This is a genomic window from Arthrobacter sp. MDT2-16 (assembly GCF_054510925.1).
In genome coordinates this window covers 211,682-228,980 of sequence record NZ_JBTNDP010000007.1, presented here as the reverse complement: position 1 = coordinate 228,980, position 17,299 = coordinate 211,682, and the positions used below count along the sequence as shown (strand labels likewise).

The 17,299-nt window shown below is 70.5% G+C and carries 13 protein-coding genes and 2 tRNA genes; 3 read left to right on the top strand and 12 right to left on the bottom strand.

Translation table 11 applies throughout. The features are described from left to right. Window positions 1-114: 114 nt before the first annotated feature. From ACX80N_RS13775 to ACX80N_RS13750, 6 genes are all read right to left on the bottom strand, one after another. Window positions 115-188 (bottom strand) — tRNA-Ile (locus ACX80N_RS13775). Window positions 189-253: 65 nt separating this feature from the next. Next, window positions 254-1,507: a glycosyltransferase gene (locus tag ACX80N_RS13770; RefSeq protein ID WP_459339851.1), complete on the bottom strand. Its 1,254-nt coding sequence runs from the start codon at window positions 1,505-1,507 to the stop codon at window positions 254-256. 49 nt (window positions 1,508-1,556) lie between these two features. Continuing rightward, window positions 1,557-2,432, bottom strand: a complete 876-nt coding sequence (locus ACX80N_RS13765; RefSeq protein ID WP_105031516.1) for a DMT family transporter — start codon at window positions 2,430-2,432, stop codon at window positions 1,557-1,559. Further along, a complete protein-coding gene (locus ACX80N_RS13760; protein WP_105031515.1) occupies window positions 2,420-3,043 on the bottom strand; it encodes a CDP-alcohol phosphatidyltransferase family protein in 624 nt (207 codons plus the stop codon). Before ACX80N_RS13760 ends, ACX80N_RS13765 begins: the two co-directional genes overlap by 13 nt. A 110-nt stretch (window positions 3,044-3,153) precedes the next feature. Next, entirely contained in the window at window positions 3,154-3,975 is an 822-nt protein-coding gene (locus ACX80N_RS13755; protein ID WP_459339850.1) for a phage holin family protein, read from the bottom strand. Window positions 3,976-4,122: 147 nt separating this feature from the next. Next, entirely contained in the window at window positions 4,123-5,556 is a 1,434-nt protein-coding gene (locus tag ACX80N_RS13750) for a sugar porter family MFS transporter (protein WP_105031513.1), read from the bottom strand. A gap of 285 nt (window positions 5,557-5,841) precedes the next feature. Here ACX80N_RS13750 and ACX80N_RS13745 point away from each other — a divergent pair, with 285 nt between their 5' ends. Then, window positions 5,842-7,071 carry a multidrug effflux MFS transporter gene (locus ACX80N_RS13745; RefSeq protein ID WP_105031512.1) on the top strand — a complete coding sequence of 410 codons (1,230 nt, stop codon included), beginning with the start codon at window positions 5,842-5,844 and terminating at the stop codon, window positions 7,069-7,071. A gap of 73 nt (window positions 7,072-7,144) precedes the next feature. Here the strand turns inward: ACX80N_RS13745 and ACX80N_RS13740 are convergent, their stop codons facing one another. The 6 genes from ACX80N_RS13740 to ACX80N_RS13715 all read right to left on the bottom strand — a co-directional run bounded on the left by ACX80N_RS13740 (window position 7,145) and on the right by ACX80N_RS13715 (window position 15,316). Beyond that, complete coding sequence (locus ACX80N_RS13740; protein WP_459339849.1) at window positions 7,145-8,650, bottom strand: SDR family oxidoreductase; 1,506 nt, start codon at window positions 8,648-8,650, stop codon at window positions 7,145-7,147. Between the two features lie 401 nt (window positions 8,651-9,051). Beyond that, window positions 9,052-9,124 (bottom strand) — tRNA-Asn (locus tag ACX80N_RS13735). 54 nt (window positions 9,125-9,178) lie between these two features. Continuing rightward, complete coding sequence (gene dnaG / locus ACX80N_RS13730; RefSeq protein ID WP_459339848.1) at window positions 9,179-11,134, bottom strand: DNA primase; 1,956 nt, start codon at window positions 11,132-11,134, stop codon at window positions 9,179-9,181. 110 nt (window positions 11,135-11,244) lie between these two features. Then, window positions 11,245-12,528 carry a deoxyguanosinetriphosphate triphosphohydrolase gene (locus ACX80N_RS13725; protein ID WP_459339847.1) on the bottom strand — a complete coding sequence of 428 codons (1,284 nt, stop codon included), beginning with the start codon at window positions 12,526-12,528 and terminating at the stop codon, window positions 11,245-11,247. A gap of 89 nt (window positions 12,529-12,617) precedes the next feature. Next, window positions 12,618-13,847 (bottom strand): tRNA dihydrouridine synthase DusB, encoded by a 1,230-nt coding sequence (gene dusB / locus ACX80N_RS13720; protein WP_105031509.1) that lies wholly within the window; start codon window positions 13,845-13,847, stop codon window positions 12,618-12,620. Window positions 13,848-13,942: 95 nt separating this feature from the next. Then, window positions 13,943-15,316 carry a YibE/F family protein gene (locus ACX80N_RS13715; protein WP_459339846.1) on the bottom strand — a complete coding sequence of 458 codons (1,374 nt, stop codon included), beginning with the start codon at window positions 15,314-15,316 and terminating at the stop codon, window positions 13,943-13,945. A gap of 190 nt (window positions 15,317-15,506) precedes the next feature. Here ACX80N_RS13715 and ACX80N_RS13710 point away from each other — a divergent pair, with 190 nt between their 5' ends. Beyond that, window positions 15,507-16,238, top strand: a complete 732-nt coding sequence (locus ACX80N_RS13710) for an alpha/beta hydrolase (RefSeq protein ID WP_105031507.1) — start codon at window positions 15,507-15,509, stop codon at window positions 16,236-16,238. Between the two features lie 159 nt (window positions 16,239-16,397). After that, window positions 16,398-17,213, top strand: coding sequence for a lysophospholipid acyltransferase family protein (locus tag ACX80N_RS13705; protein ID WP_459339845.1), 816 nt, complete (start codon window positions 16,398-16,400; stop codon window positions 17,211-17,213). Window positions 17,214-17,299: the final 86 nt, after the last annotated feature.

Sequence of the window (17,299 nt, the reverse complement as noted above, 5' to 3'; positions counted from 1 at the left end):
TCTGGGGGGGCGGGAAGGCGACGGGCCCGACACACCCCCGCCCCCCCCCTCTCTGGTTCCCCCGGTGCTGCGGTCGGTCGTCATGGCGGTGTCGCCAGGACGATCGACCGGGAGTAGGGCTGCTGGGGCTTGAACCCAGGACAAACGGATTATGAGTCCGCTGCTCTAACCAGCTGAGCTACAGCCCCGAGGAGCGGAGAGGCCCCCCACGCGCCGGGCCCGGACGGTGCCGCCGGGCCACGAGGCGCGAGTCCTAGTGTATGCGGACGGCCGGGGCGCCCGCGGGGTGGAGAGCGGCGGCGTCGGCTTCTGCGATGAGGGCAGCGGTGGACAGTGTCCCGTAGTAGAGACCCTCGAAGGTCTCCAGGGTCGCCCCGATGTCGTGCCCGCCGACCATCTCCCGGCTGGCAGCACCCATCGCCCGCCGGTCCTCCGGCGACAGCTCGAGGATCTCGGTGATGCGGGTGCCGAGTTCGTCGGAGTCGCCCGGCGTGAACAGGTAGCCGTTCTCGCCGTGGGACACGAGGTGCGGAAGCGCCATGGCGTCGGCCAGCAGCACCGGTGTCGAGGCGGACATCGCTTCGAGGGTGACGAGCGACTGCAGCTCGGCCGTTCCGGGCTGGCAGAACAGGGAGGCGCGGATGTAGCTCCTGCGCAGCTCCTCGTCGTCGATCAGCCCACGGAAGGTGACACGGTCGCTGATGCCGAGCCGCGCCGCCTGAGCCTGCAGCGCTGGCTTGACCTCCCCGCCTCCCACGATCTCGAGGTGGACGCGCAGGTGTTCGGGCGTCTTCGCCACGGCGTCGATGAGCACGTCGACGTGCTTCTCCTCGGCCAGGCGACCCACGAACAGGACCGTGGGGTGCTCATGGGGCTCGATGTCCTCGCCCGGCTGCACCTCGTAGGCCGCCGAGTCGATCCCGTTCGACACGGGAAGCACATCGGTGAGGAAGGCGTGGTCGTGCATGGCCTTCGCCGCGAGCGGCGTGGGGGTGGTGACGGCGGCGGCCTTGCCCATCACCTTGCCCATGTCCTTCCACGAATTCCTCGCGACGATGCGCTTGAACCATTCCGGGAAGGGCAGGAACGGGTTGATGTTCTCGGGCATGAAGTGATTGGTGGCCACCACGCGGATGCCGCGGCGGAGGGCTTCGTACAGCGCGTACTCCCCCACCATGTAGTGGCACTGGATGTGTACGACGTCGGGCTGGACCCGGTCGAAGAGCATGCTGATGTCGCGGCGTATCTCCCACGGGTAGCAGATACGCCAGTAGTCGTGCGTCGGGACGCTGTGGGAGCGGAGTCGGTGGACCGTCCAGTCGCCGCCCTCTTCCGTGAAGCTCCGTCCGTTGGAGGAGCGCGGGGCGAGGACGTGCACGTCGTGGCCGCGTCCGCTCATGCCCTTCGCCAGCCGGTACCCGAACTGGGCCGCTCCGTTCACGTTGGGCGGATAGGTGTCCGCGGCGATCAGGATGGTCAGGGGCTTGAAAGCAGCCGGGTAACTCACGCGTGGATCCCCTACGTAGGTGTGCTGGACGGAACGGCGGTGGGTCGCTTCAGCGCTGCCGCTTCACGACATCAGGGTGATGGCGCGACAGGGCTACGACCCCCACAATAGCAACGAGCGCCGCCGCGCCCATCCCCAGCGCCGTCACGGTCCGTACATCGGGCTGCAGTTCGTCGAGGATGACGATGCCCACCGCGATGCCGACGATCGGGTCGATCACCGTCAGTCCGGCGATGACGAGGTCGGGCGGACCGGTGGCGTAGGCGCTCTGGACGAACCAGGATCCGAGGGCGGCGGCCGCGGCGAGGGCCACGAGGGTCAGGACCGGGACATTGAGCAGGAAGCGCCCGTTCGGGTCCAGCAGGTGGCCCGCGACGACCTTCGTCAGGACGGCCACGAACCCGAAGAGGACCCCCGCTCCCAGGATGTAGGCGAAGGCGTTCAGGCGGTGCCGGCCCATCACCGCCATGGACCCGAAGAGCACGACGGCGGCGCCGAGGAGGAGCACCACGGAGAGCTCCTGTGCGGGGTCGACTGCGTGGTTCTCCCGCGTGACGTTCACGGCGAGCAGCACGAAGAGGGCGCTGCCGGTCACGCAGGCGGTGATCGCGGCGACGGTGGGGCGGTTGATCCGGATGCCCTGGTCCCGGGAGTTGACGACCGTGGTGATCACCAGCGCGATCGCGCCGATGGGCTGGACCACCGTCAGGCTCGCCAGCGACAGCGCCACCACGTTCAGGGCCATCCCCGTCCCGAGGAGGAACAGCCCGAACAGCCAGCGCGGATTCGTGAGGAGGCGCGAGAACCCGGACGACGAGAGGGACAGACCACCCGTGTTCGCCCGTACGGCGCTGCCCTGGCGCTGCGCTCCGAACGCGAGGAAGACTGCGCCCAGCAGCGCCAGCGCAATTGCTAGGAGGGGCACGACTGCTGCTCGACCCGCTCCAGCCGGTACTTGCGGTGCGCGGCCCTGAAGTAGGCGACGAACGCGACGAGGTGCAGCACGCAACCGGCGGCGAGCAGTCCCTGTGCGACGACGAGGATCCAGTCCTGGCCGAAACCCTCCACGCGGTTCAGCAGGAGCAGTGGCGCTCCCACGAGCAGCAGCGCGGTGCGCACCTTGCCGACGGTGATGACGGGCAGGTGGAGGGGCCCGCGGAACAGGACGAGCGCATTCACGATGAGGATGATGTCCGGGATGACGATGGCCCAGAGGAGCCAGGCGGGGGCGATCCCGTCCACCACGAAGGTGATGGCGATGACGATCAGCGCCGTGCGGTCGGCGACGGGATCGAGCCACTTCCCGACGGCGGACACCTGCTGGAGTCGCCGTGCCACGTAGCCGTCCACCCAGTCGGTGGACCCGACCACCACGAGGGTGAGCACAGCCGCGCCGTACCGCTGCTGGGCGATGAACCAGACGAAGAGGGGGACGCCGAGGAACCGGATGATCGTGATGAGGTTCGGCAGGGTCCATGGCGTCGCGAGCTCCACGCCCTCACTGCCGGCCCGTGCTCCCGCCCCGATCAGTCTCATCACCCGCGCCTCCCCACCCCATTATGCAGGCCGGCGGCCGCTCCCCCGTGCCTCCCGTCGCGCCAGCGACGGAGGGATCGGGCGAGCGGCCGCCGGGGCCCTGCCGAGTCCTACTTGCTGAGCAGCCTGCGCAGCATCACGAGCATCGCGGCGACGGAGGCGGCCAGCACGCTCAGGGGCTTCCACCGGTCGGCGAGCGTGGTGTTGTGCGGGACCTCGCGCCGGACCGCGACGGCCGCGACCCGCTGGCCGTCGGACGTCGACCCGCTCTGCGAGCTCCCCTGCGATCCGCCCTTGCCGGAGCGGTGCCGGGCCTTGTCGAGGCGCGCCTTGACGTCCGCGCGGGCGCCGAGCGAGTCCCTCGCCTCGGCGATGTGCGTCCGGCGCTCCCCGGAACGTCCCCGCAGTTCCTCGTACGACGGCGTGGGCTCCTTGGGCTTGGAGTCCTTGACGTCGTCGTCCTTGGCATCCTTGTCCTGCTTCGGCTTCTTCACGTCGAGCGTCGCTGGATCGAAGCTGCGGCCCTCCTTCAGCACACCGAGGTCGTAGCGGATGCCGTGGATCGCGTCCTCGGGTACCAGCGGAAGCTGCTTCTTGAGACGCGTGACGCCGATGAGCGCGAGGACACCGGCTATCACGAGGAAGAGCAGGGCGACCAGCAGCGCTGCCAGCCACGGTGCCATGATCTCGGCCAGGCCCATGATGGCCGCGACGATGAGGGCCACGGCGAAGAACAGCACGAAGACGAGCGCGACGACGAGGAAGGCGGCGGCGATCCCGGCCTTGATCCCCTTCTGCTTCATCTGCTGGACGGCGATCGAGAACTCGTCGCTGACCTGGCGCGGCGTCAGGCGCGCGAGGAGCCTGATGAGTCCAAACAGCGAGAGCGAGCCCGTGGACCGCTTGCCGCGCGTACTAGCCGAGCTGTTCATAGGCCCTGCCTCCATTCGTAAGTGTGTTGCTGGACAATCCTGAACCAAAATTACCACCGGCGGGGCGGCGGGTTTTCGCCGGGCACCCGGGACGCCGGTACGGGCTGCGCGGACCCGCGACGGCACAGGTCACGCGGCGGTCCGTCCTCACGCGGTGGTGAGTTCCGCGTTGTCCTCGAGGTCCTTGCCGGTGAACTCGGGAAGTCGGGTCCGGACGAAGATGAAGGACAGGACGGCGAAGACGGTGAACGCCGCGTACATGATCCAGAGGCCCAGGTTCTCGCTGACCCACGGGAAGGTCAGGGTGACGATGAAGTTGAACACCCAGTTCACCATCGTCGCCACGCCGAGGGCGATCGAGCGGATGCGGTTGGGGAACATCTCGCCGAGGGTCACCCACATGACGGGCCCCCAGGTCGCGGCGAAGAAGACGACGAAGAGGTTCGCGCCGACGAGGGCGATCGGCCCCCACGCGCCGGGCAGCGTGAGGTCCTCGCCCGTCCCCTCGGCCTGCAGAAAGGCGAGCGTCGCGGCCAGGAGGCCGACGGTCATGCCGACGGAGCCGATGAGGAGCAGCCGGCGGCGTCCCACGCGGTCCACGAAGAAGATGGCGACGAAGGTCATGCCCACGTTGATGATCGAGGTGATCACCGACGTCGTGAACGAATCGCTCTCGCTGAAACCGACGGACTTCCAGAGCGTGGTGGAGTAGTAGAAGATCGCGTTGATGCCCACCAGCTGCTGCAGTGCGGCGATGGCCATGCCGACCCACAGGATGGGCTGCAGCCCGAGCGCGGGGCCGCGCAGGTCGCGGTAGCTCGCCCGGTCCTCCCGTGCGAAGCTCTCGCGGATCTGGCTGATCTTGCCCGAGGTGTCGGTCACGCCCGAGACACGCGAGAGCACGTGGGCGGCCTCCTTGTCGCGGCCCGCCCGGATGAGGAACTGCGGGGACTCCGGGATGATGAGCGCCAGGACTCCGTAGACGACGGCGGGAACCACACCGACGAGGAGCATCCAGCGCCACGCGGACAGGCCCCACCAGAACTCGTTGCCCGCACCGCCCGCGGCGTTCGCGAGCGAGGCGTCCGAGAGCAGGGCGGCGAAGATGCCGACCGTGATGGCGAGTTGCTGGACGGACGCCAGCCCCCCGCGCCACTTGGACGGTGCGATCTCGGCGATGTAGCCGGGGACGATCACGGACGCGATGCCGATGGCGAGGCCGCCGACGAGCCGCCAGGCCATGAGGTCCCACTCGGAGAAGGCATACGCCGATCCGGCGGAGTTCACGGCGAACAGCATGGCCGCCGCGACCATGACCTTCTTGCGACCCCACCGGTCGGCGAGGCCGCCGGCGAACCAAGCGCCCGCTGCACAGCCCAGCAGGGTGATGGCGACGGTGAAGCCGAGGACGCTCGGGCTCAGGTCGAAATCGGCCTGGATGGAATCCACGGCTCCGTTGATGACGGCGGTGTCGAAACCGAACAGGAGGCCTCCGACGGCGGCTGCGACCGTGATGGCGATCACCCTCGCGAAGTGCTTCGGTGACTGCTCGGCCTCGACCTCGGTGCCGTTCCCGCTCATATGCCGCTCTCCCTGCTCGTTCCGTCTCTCATCACCCTACGTCAACCCCAAGCGTGCTTAGCCTTGGATTCCACGGCATGCTCCCCTGCTTCGGATGTGTCGCACGGTTGACGACGGCCCTAGGATGGGAGGGACGTTGATTCGCCCCAGCAACCAAATCGCTCCCGTGGGGACGGCCGGTTGTGCAATCCCAGCCGCTCCGCCGTCGTCGCCGGGCTGCCGCGATCGATGCCTCCCCGTACCTCCTCCTCCATCGGCAGCAGTACCGTTCCGTAAGGCAGCATTGTGAGCACCCTCTCCCACCCCGGTGACACCCTCTCCCGCCGCGAGAAGATCATCTACGTCTTCATCCTCGGCACCCTCACGGCCCTCGGGCCGTTCACGATCGACCTCTACCTCCCGGCCTTCCCTGCCCTGCAGGACGACCTCGCCGTCTCCGAGGCCGCGGTGCAGCTGACGCTCACCGGGACGATCATCGGTTTCGCGTGCGGACAGCTGCTCGTGGGCCCCCTGAGCGACAAGATCGGCCGTCGGCTGCCGCTCATCCTGGCGACCACACTGCACGTCGGCGCCTCCATCGGCGCTGCGTCGTCGGAGGACATCAATGCGCTGCTGGTCTTCCGCGTCCTGCAGGGCGTCGGCGCGGCCGGCGGCGGCGTGGTGGCGATGGCCATGGTGCGCGATCTGTTCGGTGGCTACACGCTCGTGCGGATGCTGTCCTATATGGCGCTCGTCAACGGTATGGCACCCATCTTCGCGCCCGTGATCGGCTCGCAGCTGCTGCTGCTCTTCCCCTGGCCCGGCATCTTCTGGTTCCTCGCCTGCTACGGCGTGCTGGTGATCCTCGCCGTGTCGCTGTTCATCATCGAGACCCTGCCCCGGGAGAACCGCCGCCGGTCCGGGCTCACCGTCGCCCAGCGCTACCGGGCGGTGCTCAGCGACCGCATCTTCATCGGCATCCTGCTCGTGGGCGGCATGAACTTCTCCGGGATCTTCTCCTACCTCTCCGCGTCACCGTTCCTCTTCCAGGGGCCGTATGGACTGAACGAGCAGCAGTACGGGCTGCTGTTCGCCATCAACTCCCTCGGCGTGGTCGCGGGCGTGCAGATCAGTTCGCGGGTCCTGCGGCGTGTGGGCCCGCAGTGGGTCATCGCGGTCGCGACGCTCGTGCAGCTCGTCATGGCGATGCTCATCATCGCGTTCGACCAGTTGGGGCTCGGCGTCTGGGGCACCGCGGTCCCGCTCTGGTTCTACATCATGGCGACGGGCTTCATCTTCCCGTGCGTGCAGGTGCTGGCGCTCATCAACAACGGGGCGCAGGCCGGCACCGCCGCGTCGCTGCTCGGCGCTGTGACCTTCGGGACGGCAGGGCTCGTCTCCCCGCTCGTCGGCCTCCTGGGCGACGGGATCGAGTCGGCGACACCCATGGCGCTGGTCATGGCCGGCTGCATCGCCCTGGGCGTGGTGTTCCTGTGGACGGTGGTCCGGCCCCGCACCGTGCCGGCCCTGCAGTAGCGGGGCCCTGACGGAACCCTGCCCGGGTCGGGGTCGGCTGGTGTGCCGGAGGGATTCCGGGAGCGCGGCGCCGTCAGGCCGGAGCTGTCCCGGGCTCCGCCGGCAGCGACTCCGCCGTCTTCGCGATGTTCCGCGCCATGGCCGAGAAGATGAAGCCGTGGAAGGGCAGGACCGCGAGCCAGTACAGCCGCCCTGACAGCCCGTGCGGGAAGAAGACGGCCCGCTGGTAGAAGGAGCTGCCCGAGCCGTCGGGTTCCACCCTGAACTCCAGCCAGGCACGACCGGGCACCTTCATCTCCGCGCGGAGCCGCAGGCGTTCACCGCGCACGAGTTCCTCGACGCGCCAGAAATCGAGTGCCTCCCCCGTCAGGAGCTCCTTCGCATCCCGCCGTCCGCGGCGCAGCCCCACGCCTCCGGCCAGCTTGTCCATCCAGCCGCGGGCGGCCCATCCCACGGGCCAGGAGTACCAGCCGTTCTCGCCGCCGATCCCCTCGACCACGCTCCACAGCTTCTGCGGGGACGCCGTCGAGCTGTAGGTCTGGACGTCGGTGTAGACGGTGTGTCCTGCCCACTGGGGGTCCGAGGGCAGCGGGTCGGCCTCGGCGTCGACCTGGGATGCTCCGGCCCAGCTCGTCTCCACCTCTCCCCCGCGCATCTTGCCCAGCGCGAGGTCGACGGACCTGCGGTACCCCGTCAGCCCGCCCTCGGGCACGGGGATGTGGTGGTCGATGTCGTGCTCGGACGTCACGGCGTCGTGCTGCAGGGACTCGATGAGGGGCATCGCCATGGCCCGCGGGATGGGCGTCACCAGGTTGACCCAGTGGCCGGCGAGGCGCGGCGTGAGGACCGGCAGCGCGAGGATCCGCCGGCGCGGGAGGCCCGCGGCCTCGGCGTACTGGTTCATCATCTCGGCGTACGTCAGCACCTCCCGCGAGCCGATGTCGAATGTCCGGTTCAGGTCCTCCGGGAGGTCGAGCGCGCCGACGAGGTAGTGGATGACATCGCGGACGGCGATGGGCTCGATGTGGTTCAGGACCCACTTGGGCGCGGGCATCACGGGGAGGACGTCGGAGAGGTGCCGGATCATCTCGAACGATGCGGACCCCGATCCGATGACGACGCCGGCCTGGAAGGCGATCGTCGGTGTGCCGCAGTCGAGGAGGATCCTGCCCACCTGGGTGCGCGAGCGCATGTGGGTGGACAGCTCCACGCCCTCGGGATGCAGACCCCCGAGGTAGACGATGCGGCGCACGCCGGCGCGGGTGGCCGCGTCGGAGACCGTCGCGGCGATCTCGGCCTCGCGGGTGTCGAAGTTCCTGCCGGAGCCCATCGAGTGGACGAGGTAGTAGAGGGTGTCGACGCCCCGGCTCACCTCGCGCATGGTGTCGGCGTCCTGCAGGTCTCCCGGCACGATCTCCACCGACGAGGCCCAGGGCACGTCCTTCAGCTTCTGCGGCGAGCGGACGACGACGCGGACCCTGCGGCCCTCGGCGACGAGCTTCGTGACGAGCCGGCCGCCGATGTACCCCGTGGCGCCGGTGACCAGGATGAGCTTTCCCTCAGTGCTGCCAGTGTCCATGGGCACAGCCTACGCCGGGCCCCTGACACGGTTCCGGTTCCTCCCTGCGGCAGGAGGGCCCGCTGCCACGGGCCCTCGTACTCCTCCGACCGGGCCCGGGCCCGGCAAGCGGAAGACTCCCGGGGATCCGGACCCCGCGGCCTCGCGTGGACAGTGCACCCGCTGCAGTCGCGGCACGGGGATATGGCACAGCATCGAGGCCTCGTACCGCGAGGCGAAGGCCGACGCGCCAGGGCAGGCCGAGGACGCGGTGCCGCCGTCCATGCGCGTGGACATCACGGACACCGGCGACCTGCGGAGGCAGGACCCCGCACCCGGTGACCCTGCGGCGGGCGGCCGCGGCCGCCCGGCACGAAGGAAAGGCCCCTGACCGGTGTTTCCACTGGTCAGGGGCCTGTTTGCTCCTCCGACTGGACTTGAACCAGTAACCCTTCGATTAACAGTCGAATGCTCTGCCAATTGAGCTACGGAGGAAAGCGCACGTCCTACTCTACATACCTCGCGGGGCTATGCGAAATCGCCTCCGGCTCAGTCCTCGCGGAGCTGCCGCCGCTGCATCTCGAGCTCCATCAGGTCGCGCTGCAGCTGGTTGTAGAGCACCGGGTCGGCGGCCGGGTCCATGCGCTGGAGCTGCCCGAGCTTCTCGGCCTTCTGCTGGGTGATCCGGAGCTCGGTCAGCCGGTTGAGGATGTCACGGCAGTACAGCACCATGGCGTCAGCGTCCTTCGCCGGCAGGGGCCGGACCGCCAGCTCGCTGACCAGGGGGCGCAGGACGTCGGGGACGCCCTCGCGCACCGATTCCACCCACCGTGACAACTCGGTGCCCGCCGCTCCCGCCGCGAGGACGGCGTTGTGCAGCGCCTCGTACACCGGGACGGTGAAGCGGGACGTGGAGAAGCTCTCCCACTGCGGGGCGGTGAGGAGCGTGGGCTGCTGCAGCACCACCTCGAGGGCCTCGCGTTCCATCCGGGCGATCGGATCGCGGGCGTCCGGCCGCTCGAAGAACGGCTCGCCGGAGGAGCCCTCCGCGGCCTCCCCCTGGCCGGCGGGTGCACCCGCCGCCTGGCCTGCCTGGTCCTGGCGGCCCTGCGACCCCTGCTGGCCCCGCTGCCGGCCGCCGGGCGACGACGCGCCCGCGTCCCGACGCGCTGCCGCCGTGACCGCGCGCGCCACCTGGTCCTCCCCCACGTACTGCATGCCCAGCCAGCGCGAGAGCTCCCGCGTGTAGGTGGAACGCAGCGACACGTCGCGGATCTGCGCCACGATGGGCGCTGCGTGCCGGAGCGCCTTGACCTGACCCTCACCGGAGGACAGGTCGAAGTTCGCGAAGGACGCCTTGATCGCGAACTCGAAGAGCGGGCGGCGGTCGGCGATCAGCTCCCGGACGGCGTCGTCGCCCCGCGTCTGCCGCAGCTCGCACGGGTCGGCACCCGACGCCTCGACGGCCACGTAGGTCTGCGAGTTGAAGCGCTGGTCCTCCTCGAAGGCCCGCAGGGCGGCCTTCTGGCCCGCGGCGTCGCCGTCGAACGTGAAGATCACCTCACCCCCGGTGCCGTCGTCGGACAGGAGGCGGCGCGCGATCTTGATGTGGTCGGTACCGAACGCGGTCCCGCAGGTCGCGACGGCGGTGCCCACGCCTGCCAGGTGGCAGGCCATGACGTCGGTGTACCCCTCGACCACCACGAGCTGACGGTTCCTGGCGATCTCGCGCTTGGCGAGGTCGATCCCGTAGAGCACCTGCGACTTCCGGTAGAGGGAGGTCTCGGGGGTGTTCAGGTACTTCGGCCCCTGGTCGTCCTCGTACAGCTTGCGGGCGCCGAAGCCCACGGTGTCTCCGGTGATGTCGCGGATGGGCCAGATGAGGCGTCCGCGGAAGCGGTCGTAGAACCGGCCGGCGTTGCTGGACGACGCACTGAACATGCCCGTGAGCTTCAGCTCGTCGAGCGTGAACCCGCGGCCGGTGAGGTGGTTCAGCAGCGTGTCCCAGCCCTGCGGCGCATACCCGACGCCGAACTGCTCCGCTGCCTCGCGGTCGAAGCCGCGCTCCTGCAGGAACTGGCGGGCGGTGGCCGCGCCCTGGGTGAGCAGCTGGTCGCGGAAGAACTCGGCCGCGATCTTGTGGGCGTCGAGCAGCCGCTGCCGCTTGCCCACGTCCTCGCGGCGCGGTCCGGTGCCGCCGTCCTCGTAGTGCAGTTCGAAGCCGATGCGTGCGGCGAGCTTCTCCACGGTCTCGCTGAAGGAGGTGTGGTCCAGTTTCTGCACGAAGGAGATGACATCGCCTCCCTCACCGCACCCGAAGCAGTGGTACGAGCCCATCTGCGGGCGGACGTGGAACGACGGCGAGCGCTCGTCGTGGAAGGGGCACAGGCCCTTCCACGAGCCGATACCGGCCGACTTCAGGGTCACGTACGCCTCGACGACCTCCTTGATGTCGGTGCGCTGGCGTACCTCATCGATGTCTTCACGCTTGATGAGTCCGGCCATGGGTCCCAGTTTAGGCCCGCCCCACCGACACCCCGACCCGGACGTCGCGTGTGCAGGGCCTCGCCGGGACGACGGCGGACGGGCCCCCGCCCGGAGGGGAGGGCCCCGGCCTACCAGAGCGCCGGGACGGGACCGACGATCCGCTCGTGGAGGCCGAGCGCCGAGGCATCCGTCAGGGACGCCACCTGGTCGATGACCACGCGCAGGCGGGCGTCGTCGTCCGGTGCCTCGCGCCAGTCGGCGGCGAACATCGGCTCGAGGTAGCGGTCGCCGTCGGCGTGCACCTGCGCGACGAGGGCCGCGAGGATCTCCCGCTGCCGCTCGTAGAGCGGCTGGCGGTGATCGGTGGTCATGACGTACGTGGTGGCGAGGCCCTTCATCACGGCGATCTCCAGGATGGTCTCCTCGGGCACCACCATCTCGGCGTTGTAGCGCGTCAGGGAGTCGGGACCGTAGATGGAGCGCGTCGACTGCATGGCGCTGAGGCAGAAGCGGCCGATCAGCTGGCTCGTCATGTTCTTCAGCGCCGCCATGGACCGGCGCGTGCCGTCCGCCTCGCGGACCCAGACCGGCGTCCGCTCCAGACGGGCCAGCGCGGCGTCGACGGCGGCGGGATCGCTGCCGGGGAGGTACCACTGCTGGGTGTAGCCGACCACGCGCGCGCGGGCGTCGGCATTGTCCATCCACTTCAGCTGCAGGTGACCGGCGACGATCGCGTCCTCGACGTCGTGCACGGAGTAGGAGATGTCGTCGGCGAGGTCCATGACCTGCGCCTCGAGGCAGGACCGGCCCTCCGGGGCGCCCTGGCGGAGCCAGTCGAACACGGGAAGGTCGTCGTCGTACGCGCCGAACTTCGTGGTGCGCTGGCCGCTGATCACGGGGGCGGACGCCGCCGTCCACGGGTACTTGCAGGAGGCGTCGAGGCTCGCGCGGGTGAGGTTCAGCCCGGCGGGGCCGCCGTCGGGCGCGAGGACCTTGGGTTCGAGCCGGGTGAGCAGGCGCAGGGTCTGGGCGTTGCCCTCGAAGCCGCCGATGCCGTGGGCGATGTCGTTGAGCGCCGATTCGCCGTTGTGGCCGAAGGGCGGGTGCCCGAGGTCGTGCGCGAGGCACGCGGTGTCCACGATGTCCGGGTCGCAGCCGAGCGTCCGCCCCAGCTCGCGTCCCACCTGCGCCACCTCCAGCGAGTGCGTGAGGCGTGTGCGCACGAAGTCGTCGGTGTCCGGCGCGACGACCTGCGTCTTGGCGCCGAGGCGGCGCAGCGCGGAGGAGTGCAGCACGCGGGCGCGGTCGCGTTCGAAGTCGGTGCGGTGCGAGCTCTTGGGCGGTTCCTCCACCCAGCGCGCGGTGTCCGAGGCGCTGTAGCCGGAAGCGGCGGACGGTTCGGGGAAGCTCATGGTGCCTTTCTAGCGCAAGGATCGCGGGGCGGCCCGCCGGTACCCGCCGATGTGGGCCGACGGGTCACCGGCGCCGGGGGAGGCCGGCATCAGCCCCCGGATACGTCCACCTCGGCAGCGGCGATGTCCGCCTGCTGCGCGTCGTTGAGGACGCGGCCGTCGAGCCAGTGCTCGGGCAGGGCCGTCCTCTTCGGGGACCCTGCGCGGCCGCGCGGGCCCTCGGCGTCGGAGCCGGGGTAGGGCGAGTCCTTGTCGAGCTCCTCCAGCAGCCCGCGCAGTACCTCGAGGGTGGGCACGGTGGCGAGCTTCGCCCTCAGGTCACCGCCGACGACGTAGCCCTTGAAGTACCAGGCCATGTGCTTGCGGATGTCGCGCAGGCCCATCATCTCGCTGCCGAACGTCTCGACGAGCAGCTCGGCGTGCCGGTAGACGGTGTCGGCTACCTGCCCCAAACCGGGCCGGTGCCGGGAGGCGCTGCCCTCGAAGGCGTTCATGAGGTCCCCGAAGAGCCAGGGCCTTCCCTGGCAGCCGCGGCCGATGACCACTCCGTCGACGCCGGTCTGCCGCACCATGCGCACGGCGTCCTCGGCGCTCCAGATGTCGCCGTTGCCGAGCACGGGGATGTCCGGCAGGGCCTCGCGCAGCTCGGCGATGGCATTCCAGTCGGCCTTGCCCGAGTAGAACTGGGAGGCGGTGCGTCCATGGAGGGCGACGGCGGCGACACCGCTGTCACGGGCGATCTTCCCCGCCTCGCGGAAGGTCAGGTGGTCCTCGTCGATGCCCTTGCGCATCTTGATGGTCAGCGGGACGTCGCCCTTCGACGCCTCACGCACGGCGGTCTGCACGATGCCCGTGAACAGGTCGAGCTTCCACGGCAGGGCCGCTCCCCCGCCCTTGCGGGTGACCTTCGGCACGGGGCAGCCGAAGTTGAGGTCGATGTGGTCCGCGCGGTCCTCCTCGACGAGCAGGCGCACGGCGGCGCCCACCGTCTTCGGGTCCACACCGTACAGCTGCACGGAGCGCACCTTTTCGTCGTCGTCGTGCGAGATGATGCGCATCGACTCAGGGCTGCGTTCCACGAGCGCACGGGAGGTCACCATCTCGGAGACGTAGAGGCCACCGCCGTACTCGCGGCACAGCCGGCGGAACGCCTTGTTGGTGATCCCGGCCATGGGCGCGAGGATCACCGGGGTGTCCACGGTGATGTTCCCGAGGGTGAGCGGCGGGAGGTCGAGCCGGAGGGCGGCGTCGGCCGCGCCGGGGGCTTCGGGGGCGGCGGGATCGCTCGGCGGAGCGGGGAGGGTCGATACTGCGGTCACCCCTCCATTGTCGCAAGGGGCCGCAAATCCGGGGACGCTGTTCGCTGTGCGCCTGCGCGCACGCTCCGCCCTGCCCGCCTTCCGCCAGGCGTTCGTCATGCGTCCCCCTCGGCCGGACGCCGTGCGCGCCGCTCCCCGAGCGCCACGAGGCGCTGGCCGGGGGCGAGGGTTCGCGGACCCGCGGGGACCTCCGGCGTCGCACCGTCGTCCCGGCCGTCGTCGTGCCCGCCGCCCGGGGCCCCTGGTCCGACGGCCTTCACCACGAGGACCGCGGTGAGCGTGGTGAGCGGGATCGCCAGGACCAGGCCGATGGAACCCACCAGGGTCCGCACCACCTCCTCGGCGAGTTCGCCGCTGGTGAGGGTGTCGAGCAGGGCGCGGTCGTAGAGGGAGACGAGGATCAGCACGGGCAGCGCCGCCCCCGCGTAGGCGAAGGCGATGGTGTAGACGGTGGACGCGATGTGGTCGCGGCCGATCCTCATGGCGGACGTGAAGAGCCGGCGGCCGGACGTGGCCGGCGCCAGCTCGTACAGCTCCCAGACGGAGGAGGACTGCGTGATGGTCACGTCGTTGAGGACGCCGAGCCCGGAGATGATGAGCCCGCACAGGATGATCGAGGAGATCGAGAGCCCGTCCGACGCGTTCACCAGCGTGTACGCGTTCTCATCCCCGACGCCGGTCAGGTGCGCGGCGTCCGTGGCCCAGGCGGCCAGGAGGGCGGTGACGCCGAGGCCGAACACCGTCCCGAGCAGCGCCGTGGAGGTCCGCGCGGAGACGCCGTGCGCGAAGTAGAGGACCCCGTACATGATCACCACGGAGCCCACGAGGCCGAGCAGCAGGGGCGGCCTGCCCTCCACGAGCCCCGGCAGGACGAACTGCGCCAGGATCACGAGTGCGCCCACGAGCCCGATGATGGCGCGCAGTCCGCGCCAGCGTGCGACCGCGATGACGACGACGGCGTAGCCGATCGCGAGGCCGACGATGGGCACGGACCGGACGAAGTCCACGAAGACGTAGGGAGCCGCGCCGCCCTGGAGCACGTTCGCGAGGTTGAGGTAGCGGATCTGGTCGCCGGGCTCGACGGCGTCGGTCCTGGCGAGCTCCGGCGTCACCTCGACGGCGATGACCTCTCCCCCGAGCGCGGGCTGCGTGTAGGCCAGCGTGCAGGTCTGGGCCGTGCCCCCGGCGTCGACGGTCGGCTGGGAGGAGGGGCAGTCGCCCTGGGCGACCTCGCGGACGGTCCCGACGTCGAAGCTAACGCCGTCGGCCGTCGCGTAGGGGCTGGCGACGGTCAGCGATCCGCGGTCGCCGGTCGGCCAGAGCAGCACCATCGCGATGAGGGTGAGGACCCCGAGCGGGACGAGGAGCACCGAGAGCAGGAGCGTGGCCCTCCTGCGCGCGGCCAGCACGGAGGCCGACGGCTCCGGGCTCGTGTCGGTGCGAGCGGCGTGGAGGTGGCTGGAGCCCACGGACGTCCCTACATGGTCGGTTGAGTGCTGGACAATGCTGGTGGGTGCTGTCGGCGCCGCCGGGTCGGACACCGGCGGGCACCGGGCACCGCTTGCGATTCTACGCAGGAGTGGCCCGCAGGCACGCTCCGGCCGCGGTGCACGGCAGGACCAGGACGACGGAGCCCTCGGGGGCGGGAAAGGACGATCCATGGCAGGAATCGCAGGTCCGCCTCGGGACGGGGAGCCCGTGGTCCGCGTCGGCGGTGCGCGTGCAGGAGTGCGCGGCGTTGCGCTCGTACTGCATGGCGGGCGGGCGCAGAGCGTCGACGCCGTCCGGCGCCGGCACCTCAGTCCGCTCCGCATGCGCCCCTTCGCCGCGCGCCTCGCGGGGCAGGGCGCGCAGCACGGCCTCGCCGTCTGGGCGCTGCGCAACCGGGTCCGCGGGTGGAACGGCGCCGAGCAGTCGGCGCTGCAGGACGCCCGCTGGGCCCTGGGCCGGATCGCCGCCGCGCATCCCGCGGTGCCCGTCTACCTCCTGGGCCATTCCATGGGCGGGCTGACGGCGCTGTATGCCGCAGGCCACCCGCAGGTCCGCGCCGTGGCCGCGCTCGCTCCGTGGCTCGAGTCCTCCAGCCCGGTGGAGCCCGTCCGGGGCCGCAGCGTCCTGGTGATGCACGGTGATGTGGACCGCTGGACGAGCCCGACGGCGTCGCTCTCCTTCGCCCGCCGCGCCCAGGGCGTGGCTCGGGACGTCCACTACGTGCGCATGCTCGGAGCCGGCCACTTTATGGTCCGCACCCTGCCCGTCTGGCACGGCATGAGCACCTCCTTCCTCCTCCGCCACTTCGCGGAGGACACGGACGCAGCCCTCGACGCCCGGGTCCTCGAGCCCTCCGCCCCGCTCTACCGTGCCCCGGACCCGCTGGGCATCACCGCCTGACCGTCCTGCCCCGCCTTCCAGCCCGGCTCGGCGGCGGCCACGACCGGAAAACCCTCCGACCCAGCAGCGTATGTCCGGCCGACCGGGGTACAAAGAGTACGTAGAGGGCACGAGCGGGTACCTCCCGCTGCCGCCGAGGGCCGGAAGAAGGATCTGAGCATGGGATGGAAGCCGCGGCAGAGCGACCGCATGTACCGGGGGGTGGTGTACGCGGGCAAGGCCGTCTTCGGGGCCCTGCGCCTGCCGATCACGGTCAGCGGGACGGAGAACCTGCCGGCCTCGGACCCGCTGCGCGGCCGGTCGCGCCGTGCCGTGCCGGGCCACGGCGCCGTCGTCGCCATCACCCACTTCGGCTATCTCGACTTCGCCTTCGCCGAACTGGTGCTGTGGAACCATGCCCGCATCCAGGCGCGCTACATGATCTCGAAGCGGGCCGCCGAGCACTGGTTCGTCAGCCCCTTCGTGTTCGGGCTGGGCCACGTGATCACGGACCGCATGGCCGGCGCCGAGGCCTACGACGACGCCCTCGCCAAGCTGCGCGCCGGTGAGTACGTGGCGATCCTCCCCGAGGCCGGGGTATCCCGCAGCTACACGGTGCGGGACCTCAAGACCGGGGCCGTGCGGCTCGCCGCCGAGGCCGGGGTACCCGTCATCCCCGTCTCCGTGTGGGGCGCGCACCGGCTGCTGACCCGCGGGCACGGGTTCTCCCTCCGGCGGGCCTGGAAGTCGCCCGTCCGCGTGCACATCAGCCCTGCCATCCGCCACGAACCCGGACTTGACGTCGCCGAGGAGACGGAGCGGCTGCGCCGGGAGCTGCAGGACGGCATCGAGACGTGCATGGCCGACTTCCCCGTGACCCCGGAACCGGGCGCCTGGTGGATGCCGGCCCACCTCGGCGGCGGGGCCATGACGGACGCGGAACGCGAGGCGGCGGACGTCGCGGACAAAAAGGCCGGGCGGCACAGCCGGGGCTGACGGTGCGGGCGGCGTCCCTCGCGGCGTCGTGCACGCGTTCCCTGGTCCGGAGTGCGTGTCGGGCCGCGACACGCCGATCGGCGGGA

Coding starts and splice junctions, on each gene's coding strand:
- ACX80N_RS13740 (WP_459339849.1), bottom strand. CDS start 8,650: ATGGACACTGGCAGCACTGAGGGAAAGCTCATCCTGGTCACCGGCGCC.
- ACX80N_RS13705 (WP_459339845.1), top strand. CDS start 16,398: ATGGGATGGAAGCCGCGGCAGAGCGACCGCATGTACCGGGGGGTGGTG.
- ACX80N_RS13725 (WP_459339847.1), bottom strand. CDS start 12,528: ATGAGCTTCCCCGAACCGTCCGCCGCTTCCGGCTACAGCGCCTCGGAC.
- dnaG (WP_459339848.1), bottom strand. CDS start 11,134: ATGGCCGGACTCATCAAGCGTGAAGACATCGATGAGGTACGCCAGCGC.
- ACX80N_RS13710 (WP_105031507.1), top strand. CDS start 15,507: ATGGCAGGAATCGCAGGTCCGCCTCGGGACGGGGAGCCCGTGGTCCGC.
- ACX80N_RS13760 (WP_105031515.1), bottom strand. CDS start 3,043: ATGAGACTGATCGGGGCGGGAGCACGGGCCGGCAGTGAGGGCGTGGAG.
- ACX80N_RS13755 (WP_459339850.1), bottom strand. CDS start 3,975: ATGAACAGCTCGGCTAGTACGCGCGGCAAGCGGTCCACGGGCTCGCTC.
- ACX80N_RS13750 (WP_105031513.1), bottom strand. CDS start 5,556: ATGAGCGGGAACGGCACCGAGGTCGAGGCCGAGCAGTCACCGAAGCAC.